The organism is Mitsuaria sp. MSU3D, from assembly GCF_056867975.1.
The window spans coordinates 76,382-99,426 of the sequence record NZ_CP200314.1; the positions used below are offsets into that span (position 1 = coordinate 76,382).

A 23,045-nucleotide genomic window follows, 5' to 3' on the forward strand; every position below is an offset into this window, starting at 1 on the left:
AACGGGGGAAAGGGGAGCCATAGATGAAGTCGATCTGGATTGTTGACGACGACCATTCCATCCGTTTTGTTCTCGAGAAGGCGCTGACGCGCGAAGGGCTGCCGGTGCGCAGCTTCAGCCAGACCCGCGAGGTGCTGGCCGCGCTGGAGGAGGACACGCCGCAGGTGCTGGTGTCGGACATCCGCATGCCGGGCGGCTCGGGCCTGGAGCTGCTGAGCACGATCAAGAAGCAGCTGCCGGGGCTGCCGGTGATCATCATGACGGCCTACTCGGACCTGGACAGCGCGGTGAGCGCGTTCCAGGGCGGGGCCTTCGAATACCTGCCCAAGCCCTTCGACCTGCCGCGCGCGGTGGAACTGATCCGGCGCGCGCAGGAAGAGAGCCAGCGCGAAGCCGTCGGCGAGGCCGAGCAGGTGCAGATGCCCGAGATGCTGGGCCAGGCACCGGCGATGCAGGACGTGTTCCGCGCGATCGGCCGGCTGAGCCAGAGCCACGTGACGGTGCTGATCACCGGCGAATCGGGCTCGGGCAAGGAACTGGTGGCGCGCGCGCTGCACAAGCACAGCCCGCGCGCGGACGGACCGTTCGTCGCGATCAACACGGCGGCGATCCCGAAGGACCTGCTGGAGTCGGAGCTGTTCGGCCATGAGCGTGGCGCGTTCACCGGCGCGCAGGCGACGCGTCGCGGCCGCTTCGAGCAGGCCGAAGGCGGCACGCTCTTCCTCGACGAGATCGGCGACATGCCGCTGGACCTGCAGACGCGATTGCTGCGCGTGCTGTCCGACGGCCAGTTCTATCGCGTCGGTGGTCACAGCCCGCAGAAGGCGAATGTGCGCGTGGTCGCGGCGACGCACCAGAACCTCGAGACGCTGGTCAAGGAAGGGCGCTTCCGCGAAGACCTGTTCCACCGCCTGAACGTGATCCGCCTGAGACTGCCGCCGCTGCGCGAGCGCCGCGAGGACGTGCCGCTGCTCACGCGCTACTTCCTGCAGCGCAGCGCGGGCGAGTTGGGCGTCGAGCCGAAGCGCTTGTCCGAGGCTGCGCTGCAGCGCCTGGTGAACTTCGACTTCCCAGGCAACGTCCGGCAACTGGAGAACATCTGCCACTGGCTGAGCGTGATGGCGCCGAGCCTGGTGGTGGAGGCCAAGGACCTGCCGCAGGAATTGCTGGCGCAGCCCGGCGCGCATGCGTCGGCGATCTCCGCCACGATGTCGTCCGAGGTCATGCCGCTGGCGAGCGGGCTGACGAGTTCGGCTGCATCCACCTCGATGCCGTTGCCGGCCGTGCCCATCCCCCCGTCGCCGGACGCGTGGGTCGCCGAGATGGCGCGCGAAGCGAGACGCCTGCTCGCGGCCGGCGAGCCCAACGTGTGGGACGTGCTGACGCGTCGCTTCGAGGCCAGCCTGATCCTGACCGCGCTGGACCTGACGCGCGGCCGTCGCATCGAAGCCGCGCAGAAGCTGGGCATCGGGCGCAACACGATCACGCGAAAGATCCAGGAGCTCAACCTCGACGCGTGAGGCAAGACGATCGCGCCGCGCGAATCGCGCGGCGCATCTTGAAGGGGACCGCGCTGCGGTCCCCTTCTTGTTTTCAGACCGGCCGGGATCGAGCGCTCATTCGACGCGCGCCGCGCCCCAGGTCGCGAGGACCGGATCCGTGTCCGTGCCGACCTGGCGCGCGATGAGTTCGAGCACCTTCACGCCGCGCAGGTCGGCGCTGAGCGCCGCAGCCGCCTGGTTGAACCGCATCGGTCGCGACACGGCCAGCTTGCGGCCGTCGCCGTAGACCTCGAACACCACGGACGCGGCCTGGCCGCGCGTGGAGTCGTCGACACCCACCATGGCCTCGAAACGCCGCGAGCCGGCGGGTATCTTCACCTCGAGGCGGGATCCGGCCAGCGCGCCGATCCCATGGCGGTACGGCACGTTCACGACCCGCAGCGTCTCGTCGTAAGGCGTGGCGTCCGCGCGCGGCGCGCCCCAGCCCGCATAGACCGGCCGGCTGCCCGAACCTTCCGTGCTGCCGCCGTAGGGATCGAGCATCCGGTGGATCACCGGATCCGCCTGCAGAGCGCGGATGCCGTCGCGGGCGACGTAAACCTCCGCGGGCCGCTCCGACAGGTAGTAGCCGGCCTGCAGCGCGTGGCGACCACTGACCACGAGCAACTGCGCCTCGCGGCCCTGGAGCTCGAAGTTGCGGCGACCGGTGAACGGGGTCAGGTCTTGCCGTCCCCACGCATCGCGGACCGTGATCGGTGTCGACGCCTCCATCTTGAGATGCTCGGCCGTCAGCGTGAGCGTCGTCGGCGCCTGCGTGCGGTTGAACAGCAGCACCGCCTTGCGGCCGTCGGCCAGCGTCTTCACGACGATCTGGCGATCGTTGTCGGCGTAGGCGATCACGCCCTGGTGACCGGCCGGATCCTGGTCGATGGCCAGCACCTCCGGCGCGCCGAGGAGGTCGACGATCGCGCCCGGCGCCTTCGAGAGATCGGTGCCGATCATCAGCGGCGCGGCCATGATCGCCCACAGGCTCAGGTGGGCGCGGGCCTGGAGGAGGTGATCGCCGTCGAAGTCGCCGTTGCCGATCTCCAGCATGTCGGGGTCGTTCCAGCGACCCGGGCCGGCGTAGAACTCGCGCGTGGCCACGCTGTCGAAGTTGTGGACCATGTGGCTCCAGGTGTCGTCGATGTCGCTGCTGGTGCGCCACATCGTCCCGTGGTCCTGGCCCCAACTGCGCACATTGGCCGTGCCCCAGAGGCAGACCGACAGCACGAAGTCCCCGTCCGGCCGGGCGCGCCGCAGCGTCTCCCGCAAACCCGCGTAGAGCCGCTTCGTGCCGGCGATGTCGGTCTGGTAGACGTTGGGATCGATGATGAGCGGCTTCACCTCGCGGTACTGACCGGACGCCACGTAGGCGCGCTCCGGGCCGTAGGACGAGAGCCCGCAGCCGTCGACCTTCACGAAATCGAAGTTCCACTCGCCGAAGAAAAGCGCGATGTCCCGGTCCATGAAGCCGGACAGGCCGACTTCGCGCTCCGCCATCGTGCCCTCGGGCAGGTTGGGACTGTCGGCGTCATACGCCTGCGAGCACGCGTTGCGGCCGATGTCCGTGTAGAGGCCCGCTTTCAGTCCCATCGCATGGAGGCGATCGGTGAAGGGCCGCAGCGATGAGCCCTTCGCCCCCCCGATGGCGGCGCTCGGGAACAGGCCGGTGCGCACCTGCAGGCGCCCGTCGCCCGTGCGCCGCTTCAACCACCAGCCGTCGTCGACGTTGACGTAGCGGTAGCCCGCGCCGGCGAGGCCGGTGTCGACCAGGCGCTGAGCCGCGTCGAGGATGCGGGCCTCCGAGATGTCGACCCGGAACGCGTTCCAGCTCGACCAACCCATGGGGGGCGTCGGCGCCTTGCCCACCGGCACATGGGACCAGCGGCCGGAGGGCGCCAATGACGCCGTCCCGGCATGCTGCTGGGCCCCCGCGGGCAGCGTGGCCAGCAGGGCCGCTGCTGCCAGCACGGTGCGGCTCGTCTTTCCCCATCGTCGCGTCATCGTCCGTCCCAGAAGTTTGCTTGGACGGAAGTCTACGAATGCTTTCGAATAATTTCGAAGATCGTTGATACCTAGAAAAATGCCTTTCGATGAAATCAAATCGAAAGATCAGCGCTGGCGGTCCAGCCAGATCCCCAGCCCCTGGGCATTCAGCTCGACGTCCATCGCCAGCAGCGCGGCCACACGCGTCGGCGGCATGCGCTCGCCGCAGTGCGCGATGGCGCGGCGCTGGTACAGCGCGAGCAGCTCGCGCTTGAGCGCGGCGTGGCGATCCGGCGCGTCCTTCAGTCGCAACGCGATCGCTTCCATCTCGTCGATCTGCGCGACCAGCAGCGCGGCGAGGCGCTCGACGTCCGCCGCGTCGCGACCGACGACGCTGTAGTGCGTCAGGTACATGCGCGACGGCCGCGTCGCCATCATCCGCGCGATCGAAGCGCGCAGCGCGTCCGGCTCGAACTGCACCGGCGTGCTCGTCGGCATGATCCACGCGCCGCGTTCGGGATCGTCGAACTCGCGATACGACAAGCCGAAGGTGTCGCCGGTGAACCAGCCGCCGCTCGTCTCGTCCCACACGCAGTGGTGATGGCGCGCGTGCCCCGGCGTGTCGATCAGCCGCAGCGGGCGCGCGCCCACGGTGATGCGCTGCTCATCGCTGCTCGCCCGCGCGCGCGATTCCGGGACGCCCACCAGCTCGCCGTAGGAGCGGCGCATCTCCGCCTCGCCGTAGACCGCGAGCGCACCGGCCCACAGCGCGGACGGATCGACCATGTGCCGCAGTCCGCGCGGATGCACCAGCAGCGTCGCCGACGGGAGTTCCGCCATCAGCGGACCGACGCCGCCGGCGTGGTCCAGATGCACATGGGTCGGGATCACCCAGTCCACGGCGTCGCGCGGCACGCCGAGCGCTTCCAGCGCGCCGAGCAGCCGCGGCAGCGCCAGCCGCGTGCCCGTGTCGATGAAGGCCGCGCGTCCACCGTCCACGATCAGGAAAGCCGCGTCGAAGTGGTCGCGCTGGAAGGCCGTGTCGATGGCGAAGACGCCGGGACCCAGCGGTTCCAGGTAGGCCGGCAGTGATGCCGGGGCTGAGGGCAGGGCGGTGGTGGCGCTCACGGGCAGTCTCCGGATCGGGTTCTTAGAATGGTCCCCAGATTACGTGATGGCGCCCCTGGCCGCCGTCGCCTGCATGACCCGCCACGCTTCCCCCCGGAAGCCACCGCACAAGGAAACCGCCATGGCTGTTCGAGACATCCTGAAGATGGGCGACCCGCGCCTGCTGCGCCACGCCAAGCCGGTGGAGGACTTCGACACGCCGGAGCTGAAGCAACTGCTCGAGGACATGTTCGACACGATGAAGGCCGCCAACGGCGCCGGCCTGGCTGCGCCGCAGATCGGCGTGGACCTGCAGGTCGTCGTCTTCGGTTTCCAGCGCAACGAGCGTTATCCGGAGGCGCCGCCGGTGCCGATGACGGTGCTGATCAACCCGACCATCGAGCCGCTGTCCGACGAGATGGAAGAGGGCTGGGAAGGCTGCCTGTCGGTGCCGGGGCTGCGCGGCGTCGTGCCGCGGCTGAGCCGCATCCGGTACCGGGGCTTCGACGCCTTCGGCAGCCTGATCGACCGCGAGGCGGAGGGCTTCCACGCCCGCGTCGTCCAGCACGAATGCGATCACCTGGTCGGAACGCTGTATCCGATGCGCATCAAGGACTTCAGCCGCTTCGGTTTCACCGAGATCCTGTTCCCGGGCCTGGACCCGAACACCGACGATTGACCCGGCGCAGTCCCGGGCGCGCCGGGTGCCGGAGCACGGCCAGAAACTGTTGCGAGCGTCTGGTGGCGCATGCTCGGACTGGATGGGCATATCGGATGGACATACGCCGTCCGCTTGACCTCCGCGCAACAGGGCGTCAAGTTGTAAGCAGGCGTGCACCAGGACGTCGCCAAAGCGTTAAGAAACGATCGCGGAGCTCCGCGTCCCGCATTCCTCCGGACACCGGTGGAGGCTCAAGGCCATGACAGACTCGATGACCCGTTCGCTGAATCGTTCACCAGATCGTCTGCCGGAGCGCTCGTCGTTCCGACGGACGACCACCGGGCTGGCGCGTGCGCGGGATCGCGGGGCACTGTCACGCTGGTGGATGGCGACCTCGCTGGTGCTGGTCGCGCTGGTGGCGCTGCTGGCCCACGGCCCGGCGATGGCGGACGCCCCGTCGCGCGCGGGGCGGCTGGCCGATCTGGCGGGTTCGGTGTGGCTGTACGACGCTGATGAACGCGAATGGGTGCAGATGCACCGCAACCAGAGCATCGGCGAAGGCGATCGGCTGCGTTCCGATGACGGCAGCGGCGCGACGATCACCATCGGCACGTCCACGCTCTGGATCGACCAGCGCAGCGAGATCGAGTTCAACGCGCTCGCCGACAACCGCATCGCGGTGCAGATCGTGAAGGGCGCGGTCGGTCTGCGGGTGCGGGGCCAGGAGTCGGCCGACGAATGGACGGTGCGCACGCTGGAAGGTCGCTTCGGCTTCGAGCGCGAGGGCCTGTACCGCGTGACGCAGCTGGATCGCGGCAGCGAGGCGCAGGCCTGGCAGGGCAAGCTGCGCTTCGACTCGCGCGCGACCGATGCGCAGCCGGTCTGGCTGGGAACGAATGAACAGGCCGAGTTCTGGTGGGACAACGGTCCGCGCACCGAGCGTCAGCCGCTGCAGCAGGACGGCTTCGCGCGCCTGATGCTGGAGGACAGCCGCGACGCGGTCCAGCCGCTGGTGGGCAGCGGCACGAGCGTGCCCTACGTGTCGCCGGAGATGACCGGCGCTGAAGATCTGGCGCGCTACGGCGCCTGGGAACAGAGCTCGGATTACGGTGCCGTGTGGGTGCCGCAGGTGGTCGTCTCCGACTGGGCGCCGTACCGCTACGGCCGCTGGATGTGGAGCGCGCGCTGGGGCTACACCTGGGTGGACGACATGCCCTGGGGCTTCGCCCCGTTCCATTACGGTCGCTGGGCCTACTGGCGCGACCGCTGGTGCTGGGTGCCGGGACCGTACGTGCGTCGTCCCGCGTATGCGCCGGCGCTGGTCGGCGGGGTGGGGCCGGGGATCTCGATCGGCGTTGTCGTGGGGGGAGGCCGGCGTCCGCCGCCGCCGCGCTACGGCAGCTGGGTGCCGCTGGCGCCGCGCGAGGCCTGGACCCCGGGCTTCCGCCACAGCCAGGCCTACTGGCGCCGCGTGAATCCGGATGCGAATCCGGCCACCGTCGTGCGGCCGGGCCAGCGTCCGCCGGCCTATCGGAACGAGCGCGACCACGGCGCGCTCTACACGCAGCGCCCTGTGTCGGCGCCGCTGCCGGCGACCGCGCTTCAGCCGCAGCGCGCGTGGCCGCCGCGTCCGATCGGGCAGGCCGATGGTCGTCCGGATGGCCGCCCTGATGGCCGCCCCGATGGCCGCAATGACGGGCGCAACGACGGACGTGCATTCGTGGACCGCAATCACGACGGCCGGCCGGATGGCCCCAACGACGGTCGCAATGGCGGACGGAATAACGGTCGCAACGATGGCCGGAACGAAAGCCGTCCCTTCATGGACCGGAACGGCGACGGTCGCCCGGACGCGCCGAATGATGCAAGACCCGGCGAGAGCCGCCCGGTCCGCGGCGTGATCCGCCCCGAGCCCGACATCGCCACGGTGCGGCCGCAGCTGCCGCAGGCGCAGCAGACGCCGCCCGCGCAGACGGTGGTGCCGCAGCGTGGTCCCGACGTGCAACGTCCGTCGGAGCGCCGCGATGGCGATCGCGATCGGAGCGACTGGCGCCATCGTGGCCCCGATCGTGTCGAGCAGCCGCGTGTGGAGCAGCCACGGTTCGAGCAGCCTCGTGTTGAACAACCGCGCTTCGAGCAGCCCCGTGCGGAGCAGCCTCGTTTCGAGCGTCCGCAGCAACCTCGGTTCGAGCAACCGCGCGTGGAGCAGCCACGTGTGGAGCAGCCTCGCGTCGAAGCGCCGCGCCCGATGCCGCAGCAGCCGCAGCCGCGCGTCGAGGCGCCGCGTCCCGCCCCGCGGGCCGAGCCGCCGCGGGCCGCGGAACCTCCGCGCGCGGTGGATCCGCCGCGCCGCAACGACGGTCCTGGCCGTCAGATGGAGCGCTGAACGGAAGACTGAGGGGCGCGAGCCCCTCAGTGCTTTTTGAGCCCTGCTCCGATGGGGTGGCCCATCAGCCCATCAGCCTGTCAGCTCGCGAGCGCGGCGAGCACGTTGCGCGCCGCGGCGATGCCCATCTTCACGTAGGCGTCGGCGGTGACGCCGCCGATGTGCGGACTGAGCAGGATGCGCGGTTCGTGAATGAACGGATGGTCCACCGGCATCGGCTCGATCGCGAAGCTGTCGAGGCCGGCACCGGCCACCTGTCCGCTGCGGACGGCCTCGAGCAACGCGGCCTCGTCGATCAAGCCGCCGCGCGCCGTGTTGACCAGGATCACGCCACGTCTGCACGCCGCGAGCGTGCCCGCGTCGAGCAGCCCCGCGTTGTCCGCCGTCAGCGGACAGTGCAACGAGATCACGTCGGCCTCGCGCCAGAGCTGATCCAGCGCGACGCGCTCGATGAACGGGGGCAGTTCCTTCGCGAACGGATCGGATCCGATCACGCGCATGCCCATCGCGTCGGCCATCCGCGCGAAGCGTTGCCCGATCGCGCCGAGGCCGACGAGACCCACCGTGCGCCCCTCCAGCTCGATGCTCTTGTGCGTCGCCTTGTCCCAGTGCCCGTTGCGCATACGCGCGTCCAGCGCCACGACCGATTTCGCACAGGCCAGCAACAGCGCCATCGCCTGCTCGGCGACGGCCGCCGCATTGGCGCCGACCGCGGCCACCACGTGGATGCCGCGCGCGGCGGCGGCGGCCTTGTCGATCGTGTCCGTGCCGCTGCCGTGCTTGGAGATCACCTTCAAGGCCGGCGCCGCCTCGATCGCCGCCGCTCCGACCTTGCTGTAGCGCACGATGATCGCCGTCGGATTGCGTGCGCGGCAGAGGTCGACGATGTCGTCCTCGCTGGGCGTCCTGCCGGCGTAGGTCACCTCGAAGTCCGACAGCAGCGCGAGCGCCTGCGGCGCCAGGTCCGCGCCGGTCACCAGCAGGACGGGACGGCTCACAGCGTCTCTCCGTCCTTGATCACGCCCGCGGCGCGCAACGCGCCGTCGAGCCAGACCGGCCGCAGCGCCACGCGATCGCGGATGCCCGCGATGCGGGCCGTCTCGGCGGCGACCTTCGCTTCGGCCAGCGGCAGCAGCGACGCGGCCCTGGCGCGCTCGACCACGGTGACGCCGTCGGCATCGCCGACGACCAGATCGCCCGGATGCACCGTCACGCCGCCGATGGAGACGGGATGGTTCAAGCGGCCGGAGACCGACTTCGTCGGCCCGTTGGGATTCAAGCCCGCGGCGAACATCGGGAAGCCGAGCGCACGGATCGCCTCGCTGTCGCGCACGGCGCCGTCGATCACGACGGCCGCGATGCCCAGCGCCACGCATTGCTGCGACATGATCTCGCCCATCAGCGCGCTCGACAGGTCGCCCTTGCCGTCGACGACGAGCACGTCGCCCGGCTGCGCCAACGCCATGGCGGCGTGGATCATGAGGTTGTCACCCGGCCGCACCTCGACGGTGAGGGCGGTGCCCGCGAAGCGCATCGACGGGGACAGCCCCTGGATGCGCCCGTGCAACGCGCCGCGGCGTCCCGCGACGTCGGCCAGGATGGACGACGGATAGGCGGCGGCGCGTGCCACGACCTCCGCGGGCGTGCGTTCGATGTCCCGGATCACGTCGGGCAGCGCGTCGGGCAGCGCGTCGGGCGTCGCGTTCGGCGTCACGTTCTGCCTCGCGTCTGGCAACGCGTTCGGCAATGCGGCGGCTTGACTCATGGGGCTCTCCTTCAATCGATCTTGATGCCGGCGTCCTTGACGACCTTGCCCCAGCGGGTGAGGTCCTGGCGGATGAGCTGGCTGAACTGGTCGGGGGTGCTGACGGTGACGGCGACGCCTTCGTCGCCGAGCTTCTTCACGAGCGCGGGCTGCTGCAGCGCCTTGGTGAACTCGCTGTTCAATCGCGCGACGATCTCCGGCGGCGTGCCGGCCGGTGCGAGGAAGCCGAACCAGGTCGCCGACTCCGCGCCCTTGAAGCCGGACTCGGCCAGCGTCGGCACGTTGGGCAGCTCGGGCAGCCGCTTGTCCGAGGTCACCGCGAGCGGCCGCAGCTTGCCCTGGCGGATGTGGCCGAGCAGCGACGGCGTGGTCGACATGTACAGGTCCACGTTGCCGCTGACGACGTCGGTCAGCGCCTGCCCCACGCCCTTGTACGGCACATGCTGGAGCTTCACGCCGGCGGCCTTCTGGAACAGCTCGGTGGCGAGATGCGCGACCGTGCCGTTGCCGGCCGAGGCGTAGTTCAGCGCGCCCGGCTGGGCCTTCGCGGCAGCCACGGCGTCGGCGATGGTCTTCAGCTTCGAATCGGCCGAGGTCACCAGCACCAGCGGCGCCCGCGCGACCAGGCCGATGGGCGCGAGGTCCTTCGCCGGGTCGTAGGGCATGCGGGCGTACAGCCACGGATTGATCGAGAGGTTGCTGCTCTGGCCGAGCACCAGCGTGTAGCCGTCCTTGGCCGACTTGGCGGCCGCGTCCACGCCGAGGTTGCCGCCGGCGCCGGGCTTGTTCTCGATGACGAAGACCCACTTGGTCGAGGTCGCCACCGCCTGCGTGACCTCTCGGGCGATCACGTCGGTGCCGCCGCCGGGAGGGAAGGGCACGTAGACGCGGATGGGCTTGTTCGGATAGGGCGCGGCAACGCTGGCGGTCGTCCACAGGGCCAGCGTCAGGGCGAGTGGCATGGCCAGCGGAACGGCGAGGGCCGCCCGGCGCGAGGGCATCGATCGAATCATGGGTCTGTCTCCGTGTGCGCCCCGGTCCGCAGGCCGGGGTCTGGACGTTCTTGAAGCTGTCGAGGCCAAGTATTGGCGGACGTTCCACCCCGGTCCAATCGATTATTCTTTCGTTTTCATCAGCACGGCTTTTGCTATGGATCTGCGTGACCTGCGCTACTTCGAGACCATCGCCGAGCTCGAACACGTCGGCCAGGCGGCGGAACGCCTGCATCGCACCCAGCCGGCGCTGACCGGCGCGATCCGCCGGCTTGAGAAGGCGGCCGGCGCGCCGCTGTTCGAGCGCGCGGGGCGAGGCATCCGTCTGACGCCCGCCGGCAAGGTGATGCTGCGCTGGGCGCGTCAGCTGCGCTTCGACGCGCAGGACGCGCAGCGCGAAATGAGCGACATCGGGCGCGGCCTGTCGGGCGAAGTCCGCGTCGGTGTCGTGCCGACGGCGGCGCAGTTCCTGATGCCCAAGGCGGTGAATCGACTGTTGAAGGAGGCGCCCGAGGTCACGCTGAAGACGACGGTCGCGCTGGTCGACGCGCTGATGCCGATGCTGCACGCGGGCGAGCTGGACCTGATCGTCGGCACCGAACGGCGCGCGGAAGCGGGCTTCGTGTCGCAGCGGCTGGTCGAGGACGCCGTCGTCGTCGCCGCCTCGGCGAAACATCCGATCTTCTCGGGGAAACCGAGCCTGAAGGCGCTCGGCGAATACCGCTGGGTGCTGCAGCCGGCGGGCGCGCCGACGCGCGACTGGCTCGATCACGGCTTCGACCGGCACGGCCTGCCGCGGCCGGTGGTCCAGGTGGAGAGCAGCTCGCTGCAGATGCTGCCCGCGCTGATCGCCGAGACGGGGCTGCTCAGCTTCATCTCGCGCCGCCACCTCGAAGGGCCTGGGCGGCTTCGATCACTGCGCGAGGTCGTGCTGAAAGAGACGACGATGCGCCGCCACCTGGTGGTGACGCATCGCGCCCAGGCCTACCTGCCGCCGGCGGCGACGCGGCTCATTGCGCTGCTCGGTTGAGGCGGACGGTCTTCGATCAATCGATCCGGTACGACACGCCGGTGATGAACAGCGTGTCGTTCTTCTTCAGCCCATCGCCGGGATTGCTGTCGTAGCGGTGCTGGACGGTGGCCGTCAGGCTGAACCGCTTGGTCATCGCGACCGAGATGCCGCCGTCGAAGGTGGCACGGAATTCGCCGCTGTTGCGCAGGTCGGGCAGATAGGCCAGGCGCTGCTTGAGCGTCGTGTTGTCCGAGATCTTGTGGTTCGATTCTTCGGCGAACAGCAGCTCGGTGTTGGCGTACCGGTCGCGCGCCACGCCGTCGACGATCGACGGCTCGACGTAGCGCTCGCGGGTGTAGCCCACGCCGGTGGAGACGTCCCAGGTCACGTTGTCCTGCTTGATCACGTGATAACCGAGACCGGTGCCGACGGAGAGTCGCGACGACAGGTTGGACGGCTCGTCCTTGAGCGCGTCGAACTGCCCGAAGCCGAAGACGCGGTCGTTGATGTCGCGCTGGTAGTGCGTGCCGAAGGCGTAGCGCTGCTCGGCCTGGTCGTCGTCGTTCTTCAGGTACAGCGCGCGGCCGTTGATCGACAGCTTGTCGGTCTTCGTGGCCTTGACGGCTTCGCCGCTGAGGTTGACCGTCGTCGAGTCGCTGTTGCCCGACGAGAGACTGGCTCCGGCGGTGAAGAGGGCACGCCACTGGCCGTCGTCCTTGACGGTGACCTGGGCGAAGGAGAGCAGGGGCGAGGCGGCCAGGCAGGCGGCGGCGGAGACGGCGAGGAGGCGCGTCGGCGGCATGTCGATTCCTTTGGGGAGAGTGAGCATGCGCCGCTTCGGCAACCTCCGATCCCGTGCGTCTGCAATGCGCACGGACTGGATTCAATCCGACGTCATCCGTCGGCTTCCGCTGACAACCTGCCGGGATGGCGGGGCGACAGCGGGCGCCTGAGGGTGTGTCGGTGTGTGACCCGGCCGATCTGGCGGATCAGGCCACCGCCGGCACGACCGTGCCCACGCACGGTCCGAATCCGATCGTGCGACGTCCCGGCGCTTCGCAGCGACCCACCAGCGCGACGCTGTCGCCGTCCTGCAGGAAGGTGCGTTGCTCACCGTTGGGCAGCGTGATCGGCTGCTTGCCGCCGTTCGTCAACTCCAGCAGCGATCCGCCCTGGCCGGCCTCCGGCCCCGACATCGTCCCCGACCCGAACAGGTCGCCCGGCTGCAGGTTGCAGCCGTTGCTCGCGTGATGCGTGAGCATCTGCGCGACGGTCCAGTAGGCGTCGGCGAAATCCGAGGCCATCAGCTTCGCCGGCGCCTCGCCGGCGTCGCGCATCGCGCGGGTCTGCAGATGGACTTCCAGGCGGATCGAGATCGCGCCCCGATCGCGGTTCGCCTCGCCGTCGAGGTACGGCAGCGGCTGAGGATCGCCTTCCGGCCGGGTGAAGGCGCGACGGAACGGCGCCAGCGCCTCCATCGTGATCACCCACGGCGACAAGGTCGTCGCGAAGCTCTTCGACAGGAAGGGGCCCAGCGGCTGGTACTCCCAGGCCTGGATGTCGCGCGCGGACCAGTCGTTCAGCAGCACGAGACCGAACAGGTGCTGCTCCGCGTCGCCGATGGCGATCGGATGGCCCTGCGCATTGCCGGTGCCGACGAGTGCGCCGACCTCCAGCTCGTAGTCGAGCCGCTTGATCGGACCGACGCTCGGCACCTCGGCATCGGGCGCCTTGGTCTGGCCGACGGGACGGCGGAAGGTCTGCCCGCTGACCCCGATCGACGACACGCGCCCGTGATACCCGATCGGCACCCACTTGTAGTTCGGCAGCAGCGGGTTGTCCGGGCGGAACAGCTTGCCGACCGTCGTCGCATGATGGATGCCGGCGTAGAAGTCGGTGTAATCGCCGATGCGGCAAGGCAGCGTCATCTCGACGTCGGTCATCGGCTTGAGCGCCGGCGCGAGCTGCTCGGAGGACGTCGATCCCGCGTCCGCGTTCAGCGCGGCGACGAGTTCATGGCGCAGTTGCCGGCGCAGATCCGGGCCCATCGCCATCAGCGAATTGAGGCCGAGTCCCTCGCAGGTGCGCAGCACGGCGCCGAGTCCATCGGACAGCACGCCGAGATCGGCGGCGGCGATCAGGTCCAGGACCTGGTCGCCGATCGCCGTACCGGGCCGGAACGAGCCGGTCGCGCCGGCCATGCGGAACATGCCCAGCGGCAGGTTCTGGATCGGGAAGTCGGTGTCCGGCGTGTTGGCGGAGGCGATCCAGCTGCGCAGCGCGGGGTCGTGGGTGTGGTCGAGGTCGGTCATGGGGTCAGGCCTTGTCATTCGGAGACATTCGGATTGAACTTGTCCTTCAACGCGCCCCAGCAGGCCGCGTAGTTCGTGTCGAGTGCGCCGCCGTTGAGCGCCCACTCGGACGGGCGGAAGCGCCAGCGGCTCTCGAACATGAAGGCCAGCGTGTGGTCCAGTTTCTGCGGCGTCAGCGTGCGCGTGCTGGCGGCCTCGAAGGCGTCGGCATCGGGGCCGTGCGGCACCAGGCAGTTGTGCAGGCTCGCGCCGCCGGGACGGAAGCCTTCGGGCTTGGCATCGTACTGGCCGTAGATCAGCCCCATGAACTCGCTCATCACGTTGCGGTGGTACCAGGGCGGACGGAAGGTGTCCTCCTGCACCAGCCAGCGCGGCGGGAAAATCACGAAGTCGCAGTTGGCCGTGCCGGGCGTGTCGCTCGGCGAGGTGAGCACGGTGAAGATCGACGGATCGGGATGATCGAAGCTGATCGAGCCGATCGTCATGAAATCCTTCGTGTTGTACTTCAGCGGCGTCAGGTTGCCGTGCCAGGCGACGACGTTGAAGGGCGTCACCGCCTGGGCATTGCGCCACAGCGCGCCGCCGGTCTTGCGGATGACTTCATACGGCGCGCCGTCGGGCTCGTGCGCCGCGACGGGGGCGAGGAAGTCGCGCGGGTTCGCCAGGCCGTTGGAGCCGATGGGGCCGAGCTCCGGCAGGCGGAAGGCGGCACCGTAGTTCTCGCAGACGTAGCCGCGTGCGCGGGCCTGCGGACCATCGAGCGCCTCGACACGGAAGTTCACGCCGCGCGGGATCAGCGCGATCTCGCCGGGCACGACGTCGAGCAGGCCCATCTCGGTCGTGAGGCGCAGGCCGCCTTCCTGCGGAACGATCAGCATCTCGCCGTCGGCGTTCATCAGCGCTCGACGGGTCATCGGGCGGTTGAAGGCGTAGATCAGCGATGCCATGCCGACCTGCGCGTCAGGATCGCCGTTGCTGACGATGGTCTTGATGCTGTCGACGAAGTCGACACCCGGCGCATTCGCGTTGTCATCGGGCATCGGGAACGGATGCCAGCGCAGCGGGTCCGGCGGCGCCGCGACACCGCCTGCCGCGCCGCTGGTCCAGAACGGCTGCTCGTAGGCGTGGAACGCGCCCGTCACGACGGAGGGCTGTCGACGATACAGCCAGGTGCGGCGGTTCTCCACGCGCGGTGCGGTGAAGGCGCTGCCCGACAGCAACTCCGGATAAAGATCCATCGGCGCGCGCTGCGGGCTGTTGCGGCCCTTCGGCAACGCGCCGGGGACGGACTCGGTCTCGAATTGATTGCCGAAGCCGCTCTGGTAGTCCAGTGCGCTCGGCGCCTGGCCGGTCGCCTCGGGCGAGCGGAGGGTCTCTGGTGCGTTCATGCTTGTCCTCGTGGGGAAGCGGCGCCCGGGGTCGGGGCATCGATGGAAACTGGAGAAACCTGGGAAGCCGGAGGAACCGGAGTGGCCCGGGCCGCCGCGGACAGCGCCTCGAGCAACACGCCCTGCCGGCCGATGTGGTTCGCGAGCAGCAGGATCAGCCGCGCGTTGAAAGCATGGCTCGCCTCGGCATCAAGACCATGATGCGCGCTCAGCAGCGCTTCATAGAAATCGTCGCCAGCATCCAGGTTGGGAGCAGTGATCAGAGGCATGCGGCTGGCTCCTCCACAGAGACATCATGGCCGAGCGCGCTATGCATTGCCGCACGGATCGCCCTACCAGCCGGCATCGTGCGCCAACGCGCGCAGATGTGCTGGTCAGGACGCAGCAATACCACCGCGCCAGGGGCGGCGGCGTAGCGCTGGCGGACCAGCCCGTGTGCGTCGAGCGACTCATCAACGTGGATCGTCAGCACCGCCTCAAGCCCAGACCCCGCGTCGCCAAGCGCGGGCTCTCCACGGGGCATGGGGGATCCCTCCTGGACCCCCAAGCCCCATTCCGGCCCCACAGGCACTCGTTGACGCCGACTTACTGCGACGGCGTCCTCGTACTCATGCGCGTGCTCGTGCTCGTGCGCGTGCGCGTGCTCGTGCTCGTGCTCGTGCTCGTGCTCGTGCTCGTGCTCGTGCTCGTGCTCGTTCGAATCGTGGAAGACCAGCAAGGTGAATCGACCCGGCCGCATCTGGCGGAGCAACCAGTCGTCGCAGTCGTTGATGCGGATCGGCGCGTCCGCGGCAGGCATGCCGTACTGCACCGTCGGGACGGAGAGTCGTCCGCTGTTGACCAGCCGGCGCGCGAAGTCGAAGTCCTTGGCGAGCGTCAGCGTCGCGTCGCGGAACATCCGACTGACGTCGCTCTTCGGTGTAATGAAGTCCGTCGAGCGCGTCGAGTTCAGGATGTTCTCGTCGGCGGCGATCTCACGCTCTCGGGCATACGTGTCGAGCAGCGCGTCAGGCGCACGCCGCTGAACGACCGCCGCGAGCTTCCATGCGAGGTTGTCCGCGTCCTGGATGCCGGAGTTGGCCCCGCGCGCGCCGAACGGCGACACGCCGTGCGCCGCGTCGCCCGCGAACAGGATGCGCCCATGCCGGAAGCGATCCATGCGCATGCAGGCGAAGGTGTAGACGCTCGCCCAGACCAGCTCGATCTCAGGCACCGCGCCGTCGCCGCCCGCGGCGATCGAGGCCTCGCGCATTAGCGTGCGCACGCGCGGCAGGATGCGCTCGGGTTGTTTCTCGAGCTCGGGATCGGCATCCCAGCCGAGCTGGAAATCGATGCGCCACACGCCATCGGGCTGGCGGTGCAACAGCACGCTCTGTCCTGGATGGAAAGGCGGATCGAACCAGAACCAGCGTTCGGCGGGGAAGGGCGCGTTCATGCGCACGTCGGCGATGAGGAAGCGGTCTTTGAACGTACGGCCGTGACTCTCCTCGCCGATCAGCTTGCGCAGCGTCGAGCGCGATCCGTCGCAGGCGACGACGTGATCGGCGAGCAGCGTGTACGGCCCCTCGGACGTGTCGATTTCCAGCGCGACGTGATCGTCATGCTGCGTCAGCCCGGTCACGCCGTGGTGCCATCGCAGATCGATCAGCGGGAGTTCGAGGGCGCGCTCGACGAGGAAGCCCTCGACGTAGTACTGCTGCAGGTTGACGAAGGCCGGTCGCTGGTGGCCGGGCTCGGCGAGCAGGTTGAACTGGTAGACCTGCTCGTCGCGGAAGAAGACGCGTCCCACGTTCCAGGAGACGCCCTTGTCGACGAGTCGCTGACCGCAGCCGAGGCGATCGAGGATCTCCAGCGTCCGCTTCGCGAAGCACAGCGCGCGCGATCCCACGGAGAGCCGCCCGTCGTTGTTGAGCAGCACGACGGGCACACCCTGCAGCGCGAGGTCGATCGCTGCCGTCAATCCGACGGGGCCCGCACCGACGACGACCACCGGATGGCGCGCGGCCCGGCCGCCCTCATGGGCGTCCTGGTCCGCGCTGCGACGGTACGGATAGACGACGCGCTGATAGTCGACATCGGACGTCGGCGCGGTCGAGGTGGCATGCACGGCGGTCTCCATCGCGGAGGTCAGCGATTCAAACTCCCTCTCCCGCTTGCGGGAGAGGGCGGCGGTTGGGGGCGAGGGTCAGCGTCGGAGCCAGTGCTGAAGCCCTCTTGCTCCCTCTCCCGCTTGCGGGAGAGGGTGGGGGTGAGGGCCAGCGGCCGTGGCAGTGCTGAAGCCCATCAGCCTTCGAGCGTCTGCCACATCTCCTGATCGCGCTGCGCGGTCCAGATGCGCGGATCGCGGAACTGCGTGACCTCGTCATAGCAACGCGTGACGTCGAACGGCATGCAGTGGTCGAAGATGACCCAGTGGCCGTACTTCTGCTTCATGACGGCGTAGGTGTCCTTGTAGACGGCGTTGAGCTCCTTGCCCGCGGCGACGCCGGCCTTCACCGACGCGTGCAGATCGGCGATGAAGCTGCGCGTGCCGGCGAGTCCCTGCGCGACGGATTCAGGCGTCGTCAACGCGGCGCCACGGCCGGGCACCAGCGCAACAGGCTTGAGCGCGGCGAGGTTGTCCAGCGTCTGCGGCCAATCGCTGAAGTACGCGTCGCCGGCGTAGGGCGTGGCATCGAACTCCACGAGGTCGCCCGAGAAGAGGATCTTCTGCTCGGGCAGCCACGCGACGGTGTCGCCCTTGGTATGCCCGCGCCCGAGCTGCAGCAGCTGCACCTCGAGCTTGCCGAGCCAGAGGCTCATCGCGCCCTGGAAGGTGATCGTGGGCCAGGTGAGGCCGGCCGGCACCGATTCGACATTGCGGAACAGCCGCGGGAAGCGGCCGATCTCGCTGGCCTTGTCCTGCTCGCCGCGCTCGACGATGAGGTCGTAGGTGTCGCGGCTGGCAATGATGTGCTCGGGCTCATACGCCGACGCACCCAGCACGCGCACCGCGTGGTAGTGACTCATCACGACGTACTTGATGGGCTTGTCGGTGACCTCGCGGATGCGGCGGATCACGTCCTGGGCCATCACGGGCGTGGCCTGCGTGTCGATGACCATCACCGAGTCGTCGCCGATGATGATCCCGGTGTTGGGGTCGCCCTCGGCGGTGTAGGCGTAGGCGTTGTCGCTGAGCTTGACGAAGGAGACCTGCTTCTCCTCGACGTCGGCGTGGCTGGCGAACTGCTTGGTCATGGCGTGTCCCGGGCGTTGGCTGAGGGGGAAGGCGGGGAGCGCTTCGATGGTCGTCGAAGCACGATGAAATTCAACAAAACGGAATTCGTTTGTTGGATGCAAATATAGCTGTGTCGCTGAATTCGTTCAACAATAGCGAAATGACCATGCCAGACATTGCCGGCGACGGGCCGGACGCCAACGACCGTGACGACCGGGAGGATCGCGAGGATCGCGAGGATCGTGACGACCGCGAGGACCGGCGCGGCATCCAGAGCATCGAGGTGGGCGGCCGCCTGTTGAAGGCTGCGGCGGCGCGCGGCCAGCCTTTGCCGCTGAAGGCGCTGTCGCAGGCGGCGGAGATGAGCCCGGCGAAGGCGCATCCCTACCTGGTGAGCTTCTGCAAGCTCGGGCTGATGCGGCAGGACGCGGCGACGGGGTACTACGGCCTGGGCCCGCTGGCGATGGAGATGGGCCTGATCGGCATGCAGCAGATCGACCCGATCCGACTGGCGACGGCGCGGCTGGAGGCGCTGGCCGAGGAGATCGGCCACACGGTGGCGATCGCGGTGTGGGGCTCGCAGGGGGCGACGATCGTGCGCACGGCGGCGTCGCCGGCGGCGGTGCACGTGACGATGCGGCACGGGACGGTGGTGTCGCTGTCGGACACGGCGTCGGGTCCGCTGTTCGCGGCCTACCGGCCGGAGGCGGAGATCAAGGCGATGCTCGCGGAAGCGCGCCGCAAGGGGCCGGCGGACCTCGCCCGCGTCGGTCCGCACGATCGACCACGTGAACTGCCGACATGGCCGGCGTTCTCAGCGACCCTGGCGGAGATCCGCGACCGGGTCCTGCACCGCTCGGTGGGCGGCATCGTCGAGGGCGTCAGCGCGCTGGCCGTGCCGGTCTTCGACAGCGATGCGCAGATGGCGCTGGCGCTGACGGCGATCGGGCCGTCGGGGGCGTTCGATGCGGCGTGGGACGGTGCCGTCGCGCGCGGACTTACCGGCGCGGCCACAGCGTTGATGCGGGAGATTGGCGGGCGCTTTCCGGAGATGTTTCGATAGGCGCACCTTCTGTATTACGCGCGCGCCCTTGATTCTTCAAGTTGCCATCGGCTGCTAAAATTCCGACATGGCTATCCACAGCACTTTCCTTGGATCCGTGAAGGTCTCCGGCGACGATGCGAAATCGTTCGCCCGGAAGATTACCCATGCGCGCGGAACGAAGGCAGCTGCTGAGTCAGCCGTCAACGGTCGCAAGCTGGTCACTACCTTCGCAAAGAAGGGGTCCGTGGCCATCAAATTGAAGTCGACCAAGGCCTCGACGAAGAAATAACGCGTGTCTTACGAGCTGCGCGCTCTTGACGAGACTGATGGCTGCAACGCGCTGAGTCTCGGTGATCAGAACCTGGTCCCGCTGAAGACCTTCCTCCGCAAGGAAGCCAAGCGGCTCCATAAGGACAACCTTGCAAAGACCTTTGTGATGGTCGAGTTCGGGGAGACCCGAGTGCTCGCCTACATCACCTTGGTGTGCACCCATGTCTCCGTTCAGCAGTTTGGAGGCCCGGCTCCCGTGGATGGCTTCCGGTATGCCGACTACCCTGCCGTGAAGCTCGCACGTCTTGCCGTGGACAGTGGATTGCAGGGGCAGGGCGTTGGGGGGCAGTTGGTCGATTTCGCCATCGGCCTCGCGGAGGAGCACATCATGCCGTACGCCGGTTGCCGCTTCCTTGTCGTTGATGCCAAGCCGAACTCGGTCGGCTTCTATCTGCGCAAGGGTTTTTCAAAGATGGGCGAGGACGCGGATGAAGTGAATAGCTTCACGACCATGTTTATCGACCTCCATCGCCTCCCTGCCTCCTGACCGGGCGCCTGAAGGACTCGGTGGACTGGGTTCGACGACGGGCCGTACTCGACGGAGATGTCGGCCTCGCCGACCTGCATGGGATTCCCCGTGTTCGGGTCACTGCTCCGGCGAAGCGGGCACCTCGGCGAGCTTGCCGGTCCATCCGGCAGCCGAGTGCGTCCAGATCTGCCGCGACGGCCGCAGCTGGTCGCGCTCTTCCAGGCAACCGAGCCGAAGCACCGCATGCGTCGGGTTCTCCGCCGCCGCGCCGTACAGCGCGGTTCCGCAATCGGGACAGAACACCTGCGCGCGCCGGTTCCCGCTCTGCGCGACCTTCACGTAGGTCCTTGGCGAGCCAGAGATCTCGAAGGTCTCCATCGGTGCCGAGATGACCGCCCGGTACGGCGCGCCGGACAGGATCTGGCAGTCGTCGCAATGGCACACGACGACTTGCGTCGGATCGACGTCGCCGGTGAATCGGATGGCGCCGCAGTGGCAGGAACCGTGGACTTTCATGACGGACGGATCTCGAAGTTCAAGCTCGGCGCAGTCTATGCCGTCAGCAGCCATTCGTCCCGCGGCTCGATGTGCTCGCGACGCTGCGACAGCGTAGAGATCCAGGGCCATGGTCATCCCGGTTGCGGAGCCGGCAGAGCGAAGGCGGGAAGGGCCTGCTCGTGTCTTGCCTCGGCGGGGGGATGCCGCGACGGCCTCCGCCCCGCCACCCGGAACGCCGCCAGGCTCTCCGCGTAGGGATCCAGCGCATCCTCCGTCCTGCCCAGCGGCAGCCCCACCACGACCGCGAAGCGTTCGGGCGTCACCTGTCCCTCGGCGATCAGCTCGTCCACGAGCGCCAGCAGCGCCTCGCGATGCGAATCGATCAGCGCCGTGGCGCGCGCGTGCTCGGAGCGCAGCAGGGCTTCGATCGCCGCGTTGGTGGATTCGACGTCGGTGCAGACGTGCTCTTCGCTGTCCGTCGACACGTCGACGCGGCCGATGCGATCGCCGTGACCCAGGTAGCGGAGCATGCGCGCGGCCGTCCGCGTGGCCTTGCGCAGGTCGCTCGAGGCGCCGCTGGAACTCAGGTCGGCGCCGAAGACCAGCAGCTCCGCCGCGCGGCCGGCCAGGCTCGTGCAGATGGCATCGAGCAGGTTCCGGCGCGACCACACCTTGCGGGACGTGTACGAGTTGTAGCCGCCCTCGAAGCTCGCCACATGGATCTTGATCTCCCGCGGCGCCATGCCGAACAGCAGCGCGTGGACCAGGCCGTGGCCAGCCTCGTGCACCGCGAGCAGCGCCCGGAAATCGGCGTTGGTGCGCTGGCGCAGGCGGTTGATCTCGAAGGGCTCGGCGATGGTGCCTGAGTCGCCGCGCCAATGCGCGATCAGGCAACGGCCGTCGGCGCTCAGGCTCACGCCGTCGCCAGGCGCGGCACCGCGCTCGATCGCCCACAGCGCCGCCTTGGCCAGCCCGGTCCCGAGGATCGCGTGCAGCGACGAGAACAGCGGCCGCGTGCCCTGCGCCGGGAACACGGCGTTCGCGTAGATCTGCGCGCGCACGCTGTCGGCCAGCTCGAAGCGCAGGCCGCAGCGCGCCTCCGATTCGCGGACATACCGCGCGCAGCCCTGCGCGATCACCTGCTCGTATGCGCGCCGCGACAGCGAGGGGTAGATCACATGCTCGTTGCCCAGCCGCGCCACCTGCTCCGGCTTGAAGCGCTGATTGAGCGCCTGCTTGACGTCGATCACGCTGAGCTTGCCGGTCAGCGCATGGAAGATGTCGGCATCGCTGTCGCAGTCGTCCACGCTGGTGGCGAGGTCCTCGTACATCTCGTCGAGGTTGCCGCAGACGAAGACGAGCAGCCGGCTGTAGTCGGTCTCCCAGTGCTGCTGGCCGCGCTCGCGGAACTCGCGCAGACGCGCCTGCACCTGGTCCGGCGTCCAGGCCATGATCTCCATCAGCGGTTCGTCGAGCTTGAGGGTGCGCTGCAGCTCCTGCGCCTCCCAGCTGCGCAGCTTGAAGCGCAGCTTCGCGTCCGACGCCTCGGCGCGTTCGGCGTCGAAGGCGGCCTCGGCGATGGACGACTCGATGTCGAGCAGCAGCGACAGCGCCGGCGGCAGGCGGCCGTCGGAGAGCAGGGCCCAGACGTCCTGGTAGCGTTCGACGCGCATCTCGCCGCGCTTGGCGTCGATGGTGCGGAAGCGCTGGAACTCGTCGAGCGCGAGGATGCCGGGCTCGCCCTCGCGCACGCCGGACCGACCCAGCATGCCCGAGATGCTCTGCGCGCCGCGCATGCCCGCGCCGTTGGAGAAGCCGTCCATCTGCACTTCGACGAAGCGGTCGTAGAAGCCCAGCAGCTGCGCCAGACGGCGCACGAGCTGCGTCTTGCCGGTGCCCGTCAGGCCCCAGAGACAGACGATGACGGGCCGCGAGACGAGTTCGGGCAGCACGTACCAGGCCCGCACCGAATCGATGACGCGGTCGATGATGGCGTCGATGCCGAACAGCTCGGTCTTGAGCTGGGCGGCGACGTCTTGCAGCTGCTGGTTTCTCTGCGCCAGCTGCGCGCGCAGGTCGGTGGATTCATTCATCCCAATCCTCTCGTCGCAGCAGCGCCTGCAGCGCCACGCGGTCGGCGCGGCGTTGCGCGCCGCGGCTCTGGATGTGTTGGCCTGCGCCACGCAGTCCACGCTGGGCCATCGCGCGCGCCACGGGGTCGCGCGCACCGGGGCTCGTCTCGAGCACCAGCGTCATGGCTTGTTTCATGCGGCGCAGGGCCTTGACCCGCCCCTCCTGGAGGGCGCGGGAACGGAGTTGTGCACTCATTCGGT

At 68.8% G+C, this 23,045-nt stretch carries 21 protein-coding genes; 7 read left to right on the forward strand and 14 right to left on the reverse strand.

What is annotated here, in order from left to right:
- Positions 1-23 precede the first annotated feature (23 nt).
- Complete coding sequence (gene ntrC / locus AC1VNM_RS00305) at positions 24-1,520, forward strand: nitrogen regulation protein NR(I) (RefSeq protein WP_377156740.1); 1,497 nt, start codon at positions 24-26, stop codon at positions 1,518-1,520.
- Between the two features lie 96 nt (positions 1,521-1,616).
- Here ntrC and AC1VNM_RS00310 read toward each other — a convergent pair whose 3' ends face one another.
- Positions 1,617-3,548, reverse strand: a complete 1,932-nt coding sequence (locus AC1VNM_RS00310) for an NPCBM/NEW2 domain-containing protein (protein ID WP_483105457.1) — start codon at positions 3,546-3,548, stop codon at positions 1,617-1,619.
- A gap of 108 nt (positions 3,549-3,656) precedes the next feature.
- A complete protein-coding gene (locus AC1VNM_RS00315; protein ID WP_483105458.1) occupies positions 3,657-4,658 on the reverse strand; it encodes an MBL fold metallo-hydrolase in 1,002 nt (333 codons plus the stop codon).
- A 121-nt stretch (positions 4,659-4,779) separates the two neighbouring features.
- Here AC1VNM_RS00315 and def point away from each other — a divergent pair, with 121 nt between their 5' ends.
- Positions 4,780-5,316 (forward strand): peptide deformylase, encoded by a 537-nt coding sequence (gene def, locus AC1VNM_RS00320; protein WP_377156738.1) that lies wholly within the window; start codon positions 4,780-4,782, stop codon positions 5,314-5,316.
- Between the two features lie 253 nt (positions 5,317-5,569).
- Entirely contained in the window at positions 5,570-7,684 is a 2,115-nt protein-coding gene (locus AC1VNM_RS00325) for a DUF6600 domain-containing protein (RefSeq protein ID WP_483105459.1), read from the forward strand.
- 80 nt (positions 7,685-7,764) lie between these two features.
- Here AC1VNM_RS00325 and AC1VNM_RS00330 read toward each other — a convergent pair whose 3' ends face one another.
- From AC1VNM_RS00330 to AC1VNM_RS00340, 3 genes are read right to left on the reverse strand one after another with little or no spacing between them, the layout of a single operon-like run.
- Positions 7,765-8,682, reverse strand: a complete 918-nt coding sequence (locus tag AC1VNM_RS00330) for an NAD(P)-dependent oxidoreductase (protein ID WP_483105460.1) — start codon at positions 8,680-8,682, stop codon at positions 7,765-7,767.
- Complete coding sequence (locus tag AC1VNM_RS00335) at positions 8,679-9,449, reverse strand: RraA family protein (protein WP_483105461.1); 771 nt, start codon at positions 9,447-9,449, stop codon at positions 8,679-8,681. The genes AC1VNM_RS00330 and AC1VNM_RS00335 overlap by 4 nt, the downstream gene beginning before the upstream one ends.
- Before the next feature lie 11 nt (positions 9,450-9,460).
- The gene (locus AC1VNM_RS00340) at positions 9,461-10,462 is read right to left on the reverse strand and encodes a Bug family tripartite tricarboxylate transporter substrate binding protein (RefSeq protein ID WP_483105462.1); all 1,002 of its coding nucleotides are present in this window, start codon (positions 10,460-10,462) and stop codon (positions 9,461-9,463) included.
- Positions 10,463-10,598: 136 nt separating this feature from the next.
- Between AC1VNM_RS00340 and AC1VNM_RS00345 the strand changes: the two genes are divergently transcribed.
- Positions 10,599-11,471 (forward strand): LysR family transcriptional regulator, encoded by an 873-nt coding sequence (locus AC1VNM_RS00345; RefSeq protein ID WP_483105463.1) that lies wholly within the window; start codon positions 10,599-10,601, stop codon positions 11,469-11,471.
- A 16-nt stretch (positions 11,472-11,487) separates the two neighbouring features.
- Here AC1VNM_RS00345 and AC1VNM_RS00350 read toward each other — a convergent pair whose 3' ends face one another.
- The 6 genes from AC1VNM_RS00350 to AC1VNM_RS00375 all read right to left on the reverse strand — a co-directional run bounded on the left by AC1VNM_RS00350 (position 11,488) and on the right by AC1VNM_RS00375 (position 18,390).
- Positions 11,488-12,255, reverse strand: coding sequence for a DUF481 domain-containing protein (locus AC1VNM_RS00350; RefSeq protein ID WP_377156729.1), 768 nt, complete (start codon positions 12,253-12,255; stop codon positions 11,488-11,490).
- Between the two features lie 187 nt (positions 12,256-12,442).
- A complete protein-coding gene (gene fahA / locus AC1VNM_RS00355; protein WP_483105464.1) occupies positions 12,443-13,765 on the reverse strand; it encodes a fumarylacetoacetase in 1,323 nt (440 codons plus the stop codon).
- Positions 13,766-13,779: 14 nt separating this feature from the next.
- Positions 13,780-15,153, reverse strand: coding sequence for a homogentisate 1,2-dioxygenase (gene hmgA / locus AC1VNM_RS00360; protein WP_483105465.1), 1,374 nt, complete (start codon positions 15,151-15,153; stop codon positions 13,780-13,782).
- Complete coding sequence (locus AC1VNM_RS00365) at positions 15,150-15,422, reverse strand: DUF2783 domain-containing protein (RefSeq protein WP_483105466.1); 273 nt, start codon at positions 15,420-15,422, stop codon at positions 15,150-15,152. Before AC1VNM_RS00365 ends, hmgA begins: the two co-directional genes overlap by 4 nt.
- Complete coding sequence (locus AC1VNM_RS00370; protein WP_483105467.1) at positions 15,413-17,260, reverse strand: FAD-dependent oxidoreductase; 1,848 nt, start codon at positions 17,258-17,260, stop codon at positions 15,413-15,415. Before AC1VNM_RS00370 ends, AC1VNM_RS00365 begins: the two co-directional genes overlap by 10 nt.
- A 176-nt stretch (positions 17,261-17,436) precedes the next feature.
- Entirely contained in the window at positions 17,437-18,390 is a 954-nt protein-coding gene (locus tag AC1VNM_RS00375) for an MBL fold metallo-hydrolase (RefSeq protein ID WP_483105468.1), read from the reverse strand.
- A 140-nt stretch (positions 18,391-18,530) separates the two neighbouring features.
- Between AC1VNM_RS00375 and AC1VNM_RS00380 the strand changes: the two genes are divergently transcribed.
- The 3 genes from AC1VNM_RS00380 (at position 18,531) to AC1VNM_RS00390 (ending at position 20,232) form a co-directional block, all read left to right on the forward strand.
- Positions 18,531-19,433: an IclR family transcriptional regulator gene (locus AC1VNM_RS00380; protein WP_483105469.1), complete on the forward strand. Its 903-nt coding sequence runs from the start codon at positions 18,531-18,533 to the stop codon at positions 19,431-19,433.
- Between the two features lie 67 nt (positions 19,434-19,500).
- The gene (locus AC1VNM_RS00385; protein WP_431102269.1) at positions 19,501-19,704 is read left to right on the forward strand and encodes a hypothetical protein; all 204 of its coding nucleotides are present in this window, start codon (positions 19,501-19,503) and stop codon (positions 19,702-19,704) included.
- Between the two features lie 3 nt (positions 19,705-19,707).
- Positions 19,708-20,232: a GNAT family N-acetyltransferase gene (locus tag AC1VNM_RS00390; RefSeq protein ID WP_483105470.1), complete on the forward strand. Its 525-nt coding sequence runs from the start codon at positions 19,708-19,710 to the stop codon at positions 20,230-20,232.
- A 99-nt stretch (positions 20,233-20,331) separates the two neighbouring features.
- On the opposite strand, the gene AC1VNM_RS00395 is transcribed toward AC1VNM_RS00390, so the two are convergent.
- From AC1VNM_RS00395 to AC1VNM_RS00405, 3 genes are all read right to left on the reverse strand, one after another.
- Positions 20,332-20,730 (reverse strand): GFA family protein, encoded by a 399-nt coding sequence (locus tag AC1VNM_RS00395; protein WP_483105471.1) that lies wholly within the window; start codon positions 20,728-20,730, stop codon positions 20,332-20,334.
- A 113-nt stretch (positions 20,731-20,843) separates the two neighbouring features.
- Positions 20,844-22,805: an AAA family ATPase gene (locus tag AC1VNM_RS00400; RefSeq protein ID WP_483105472.1), complete on the reverse strand. Its 1,962-nt coding sequence runs from the start codon at positions 22,803-22,805 to the stop codon at positions 20,844-20,846.
- Complete coding sequence (locus AC1VNM_RS00405) at positions 22,798-22,980, reverse strand: hypothetical protein (RefSeq protein WP_331613886.1); 183 nt, start codon at positions 22,978-22,980, stop codon at positions 22,798-22,800. Before AC1VNM_RS00405 ends, AC1VNM_RS00400 begins: the two co-directional genes overlap by 8 nt.
- Between the last annotated feature and the right edge of the window lie 65 nt (positions 22,981-23,045).

Excerpts from the sequence above, each read along its gene's own strand:
- AC1VNM_RS00375 (WP_483105468.1), bottom strand. The coding sequence starts at position 18,390 with ATGACCAAGCAGTTCGCCAGCCACGCCGACGTCGAGGAGAAGCAGGTC.
- ntrC (WP_377156740.1), top strand. The coding sequence starts at position 24 with ATGAAGTCGATCTGGATTGTTGACGACGACCATTCCATCCGTTTTGTT.
- hmgA (WP_483105465.1), bottom strand. The coding sequence starts at position 15,153 with ATGAACGCACCAGAGACCCTCCGCTCGCCCGAGGCGACCGGCCAGGCG.
- AC1VNM_RS00345 (WP_483105463.1), top strand. The coding sequence starts at position 10,599 with ATGGATCTGCGTGACCTGCGCTACTTCGAGACCATCGCCGAGCTCGAA.
- AC1VNM_RS00365 (WP_483105466.1), bottom strand. The coding sequence starts at position 15,422 with ATGCCTCTGATCACTGCTCCCAACCTGGATGCTGGCGACGATTTCTAT.
- AC1VNM_RS00350 (WP_377156729.1), bottom strand. The coding sequence starts at position 12,255 with ATGCCGCCGACGCGCCTCCTCGCCGTCTCCGCCGCCGCCTGCCTGGCC.
- fahA (WP_483105464.1), bottom strand. The coding sequence starts at position 13,765 with ATGACCGACCTCGACCACACCCACGACCCCGCGCTGCGCAGCTGGATC.
- AC1VNM_RS00325 (WP_483105459.1), top strand. The coding sequence starts at position 5,570 with ATGACCCGTTCGCTGAATCGTTCACCAGATCGTCTGCCGGAGCGCTCG.
- AC1VNM_RS00405 (WP_331613886.1), bottom strand. The coding sequence starts at position 22,980 with ATGAAACAAGCCATGACGCTGGTGCTCGAGACGAGCCCCGGTGCGCGC.
- AC1VNM_RS00395 (WP_483105471.1), bottom strand. The coding sequence starts at position 20,730 with ATGAAAGTCCACGGTTCCTGCCACTGCGGCGCCATCCGATTCACCGGC.
- def (WP_377156738.1), top strand. The coding sequence starts at position 4,780 with ATGGCTGTTCGAGACATCCTGAAGATGGGCGACCCGCGCCTGCTGCGC.
- AC1VNM_RS00380 (WP_483105469.1), top strand. The coding sequence starts at position 18,531 with ATGACCATGCCAGACATTGCCGGCGACGGGCCGGACGCCAACGACCGT.
- AC1VNM_RS00310 (WP_483105457.1), bottom strand. The coding sequence starts at position 3,548 with ATGACGCGACGATGGGGAAAGACGAGCCGCACCGTGCTGGCAGCAGCG.
- AC1VNM_RS00335 (WP_483105461.1), bottom strand. The coding sequence starts at position 9,449 with ATGAGTCAAGCCGCCGCATTGCCGAACGCGTTGCCAGACGCGAGGCAG.
- AC1VNM_RS00400 (WP_483105472.1), bottom strand. The coding sequence starts at position 22,805 with ATGAATGAATCCACCGACCTGCGCGCGCAGCTGGCGCAGAGAAACCAG.
- AC1VNM_RS00385 (WP_431102269.1), top strand. The coding sequence starts at position 19,501 with ATGGCTATCCACAGCACTTTCCTTGGATCCGTGAAGGTCTCCGGCGAC.
- AC1VNM_RS00340 (WP_483105462.1), bottom strand. The coding sequence starts at position 10,462 with ATGATTCGATCGATGCCCTCGCGCCGGGCGGCCCTCGCCGTTCCGCTG.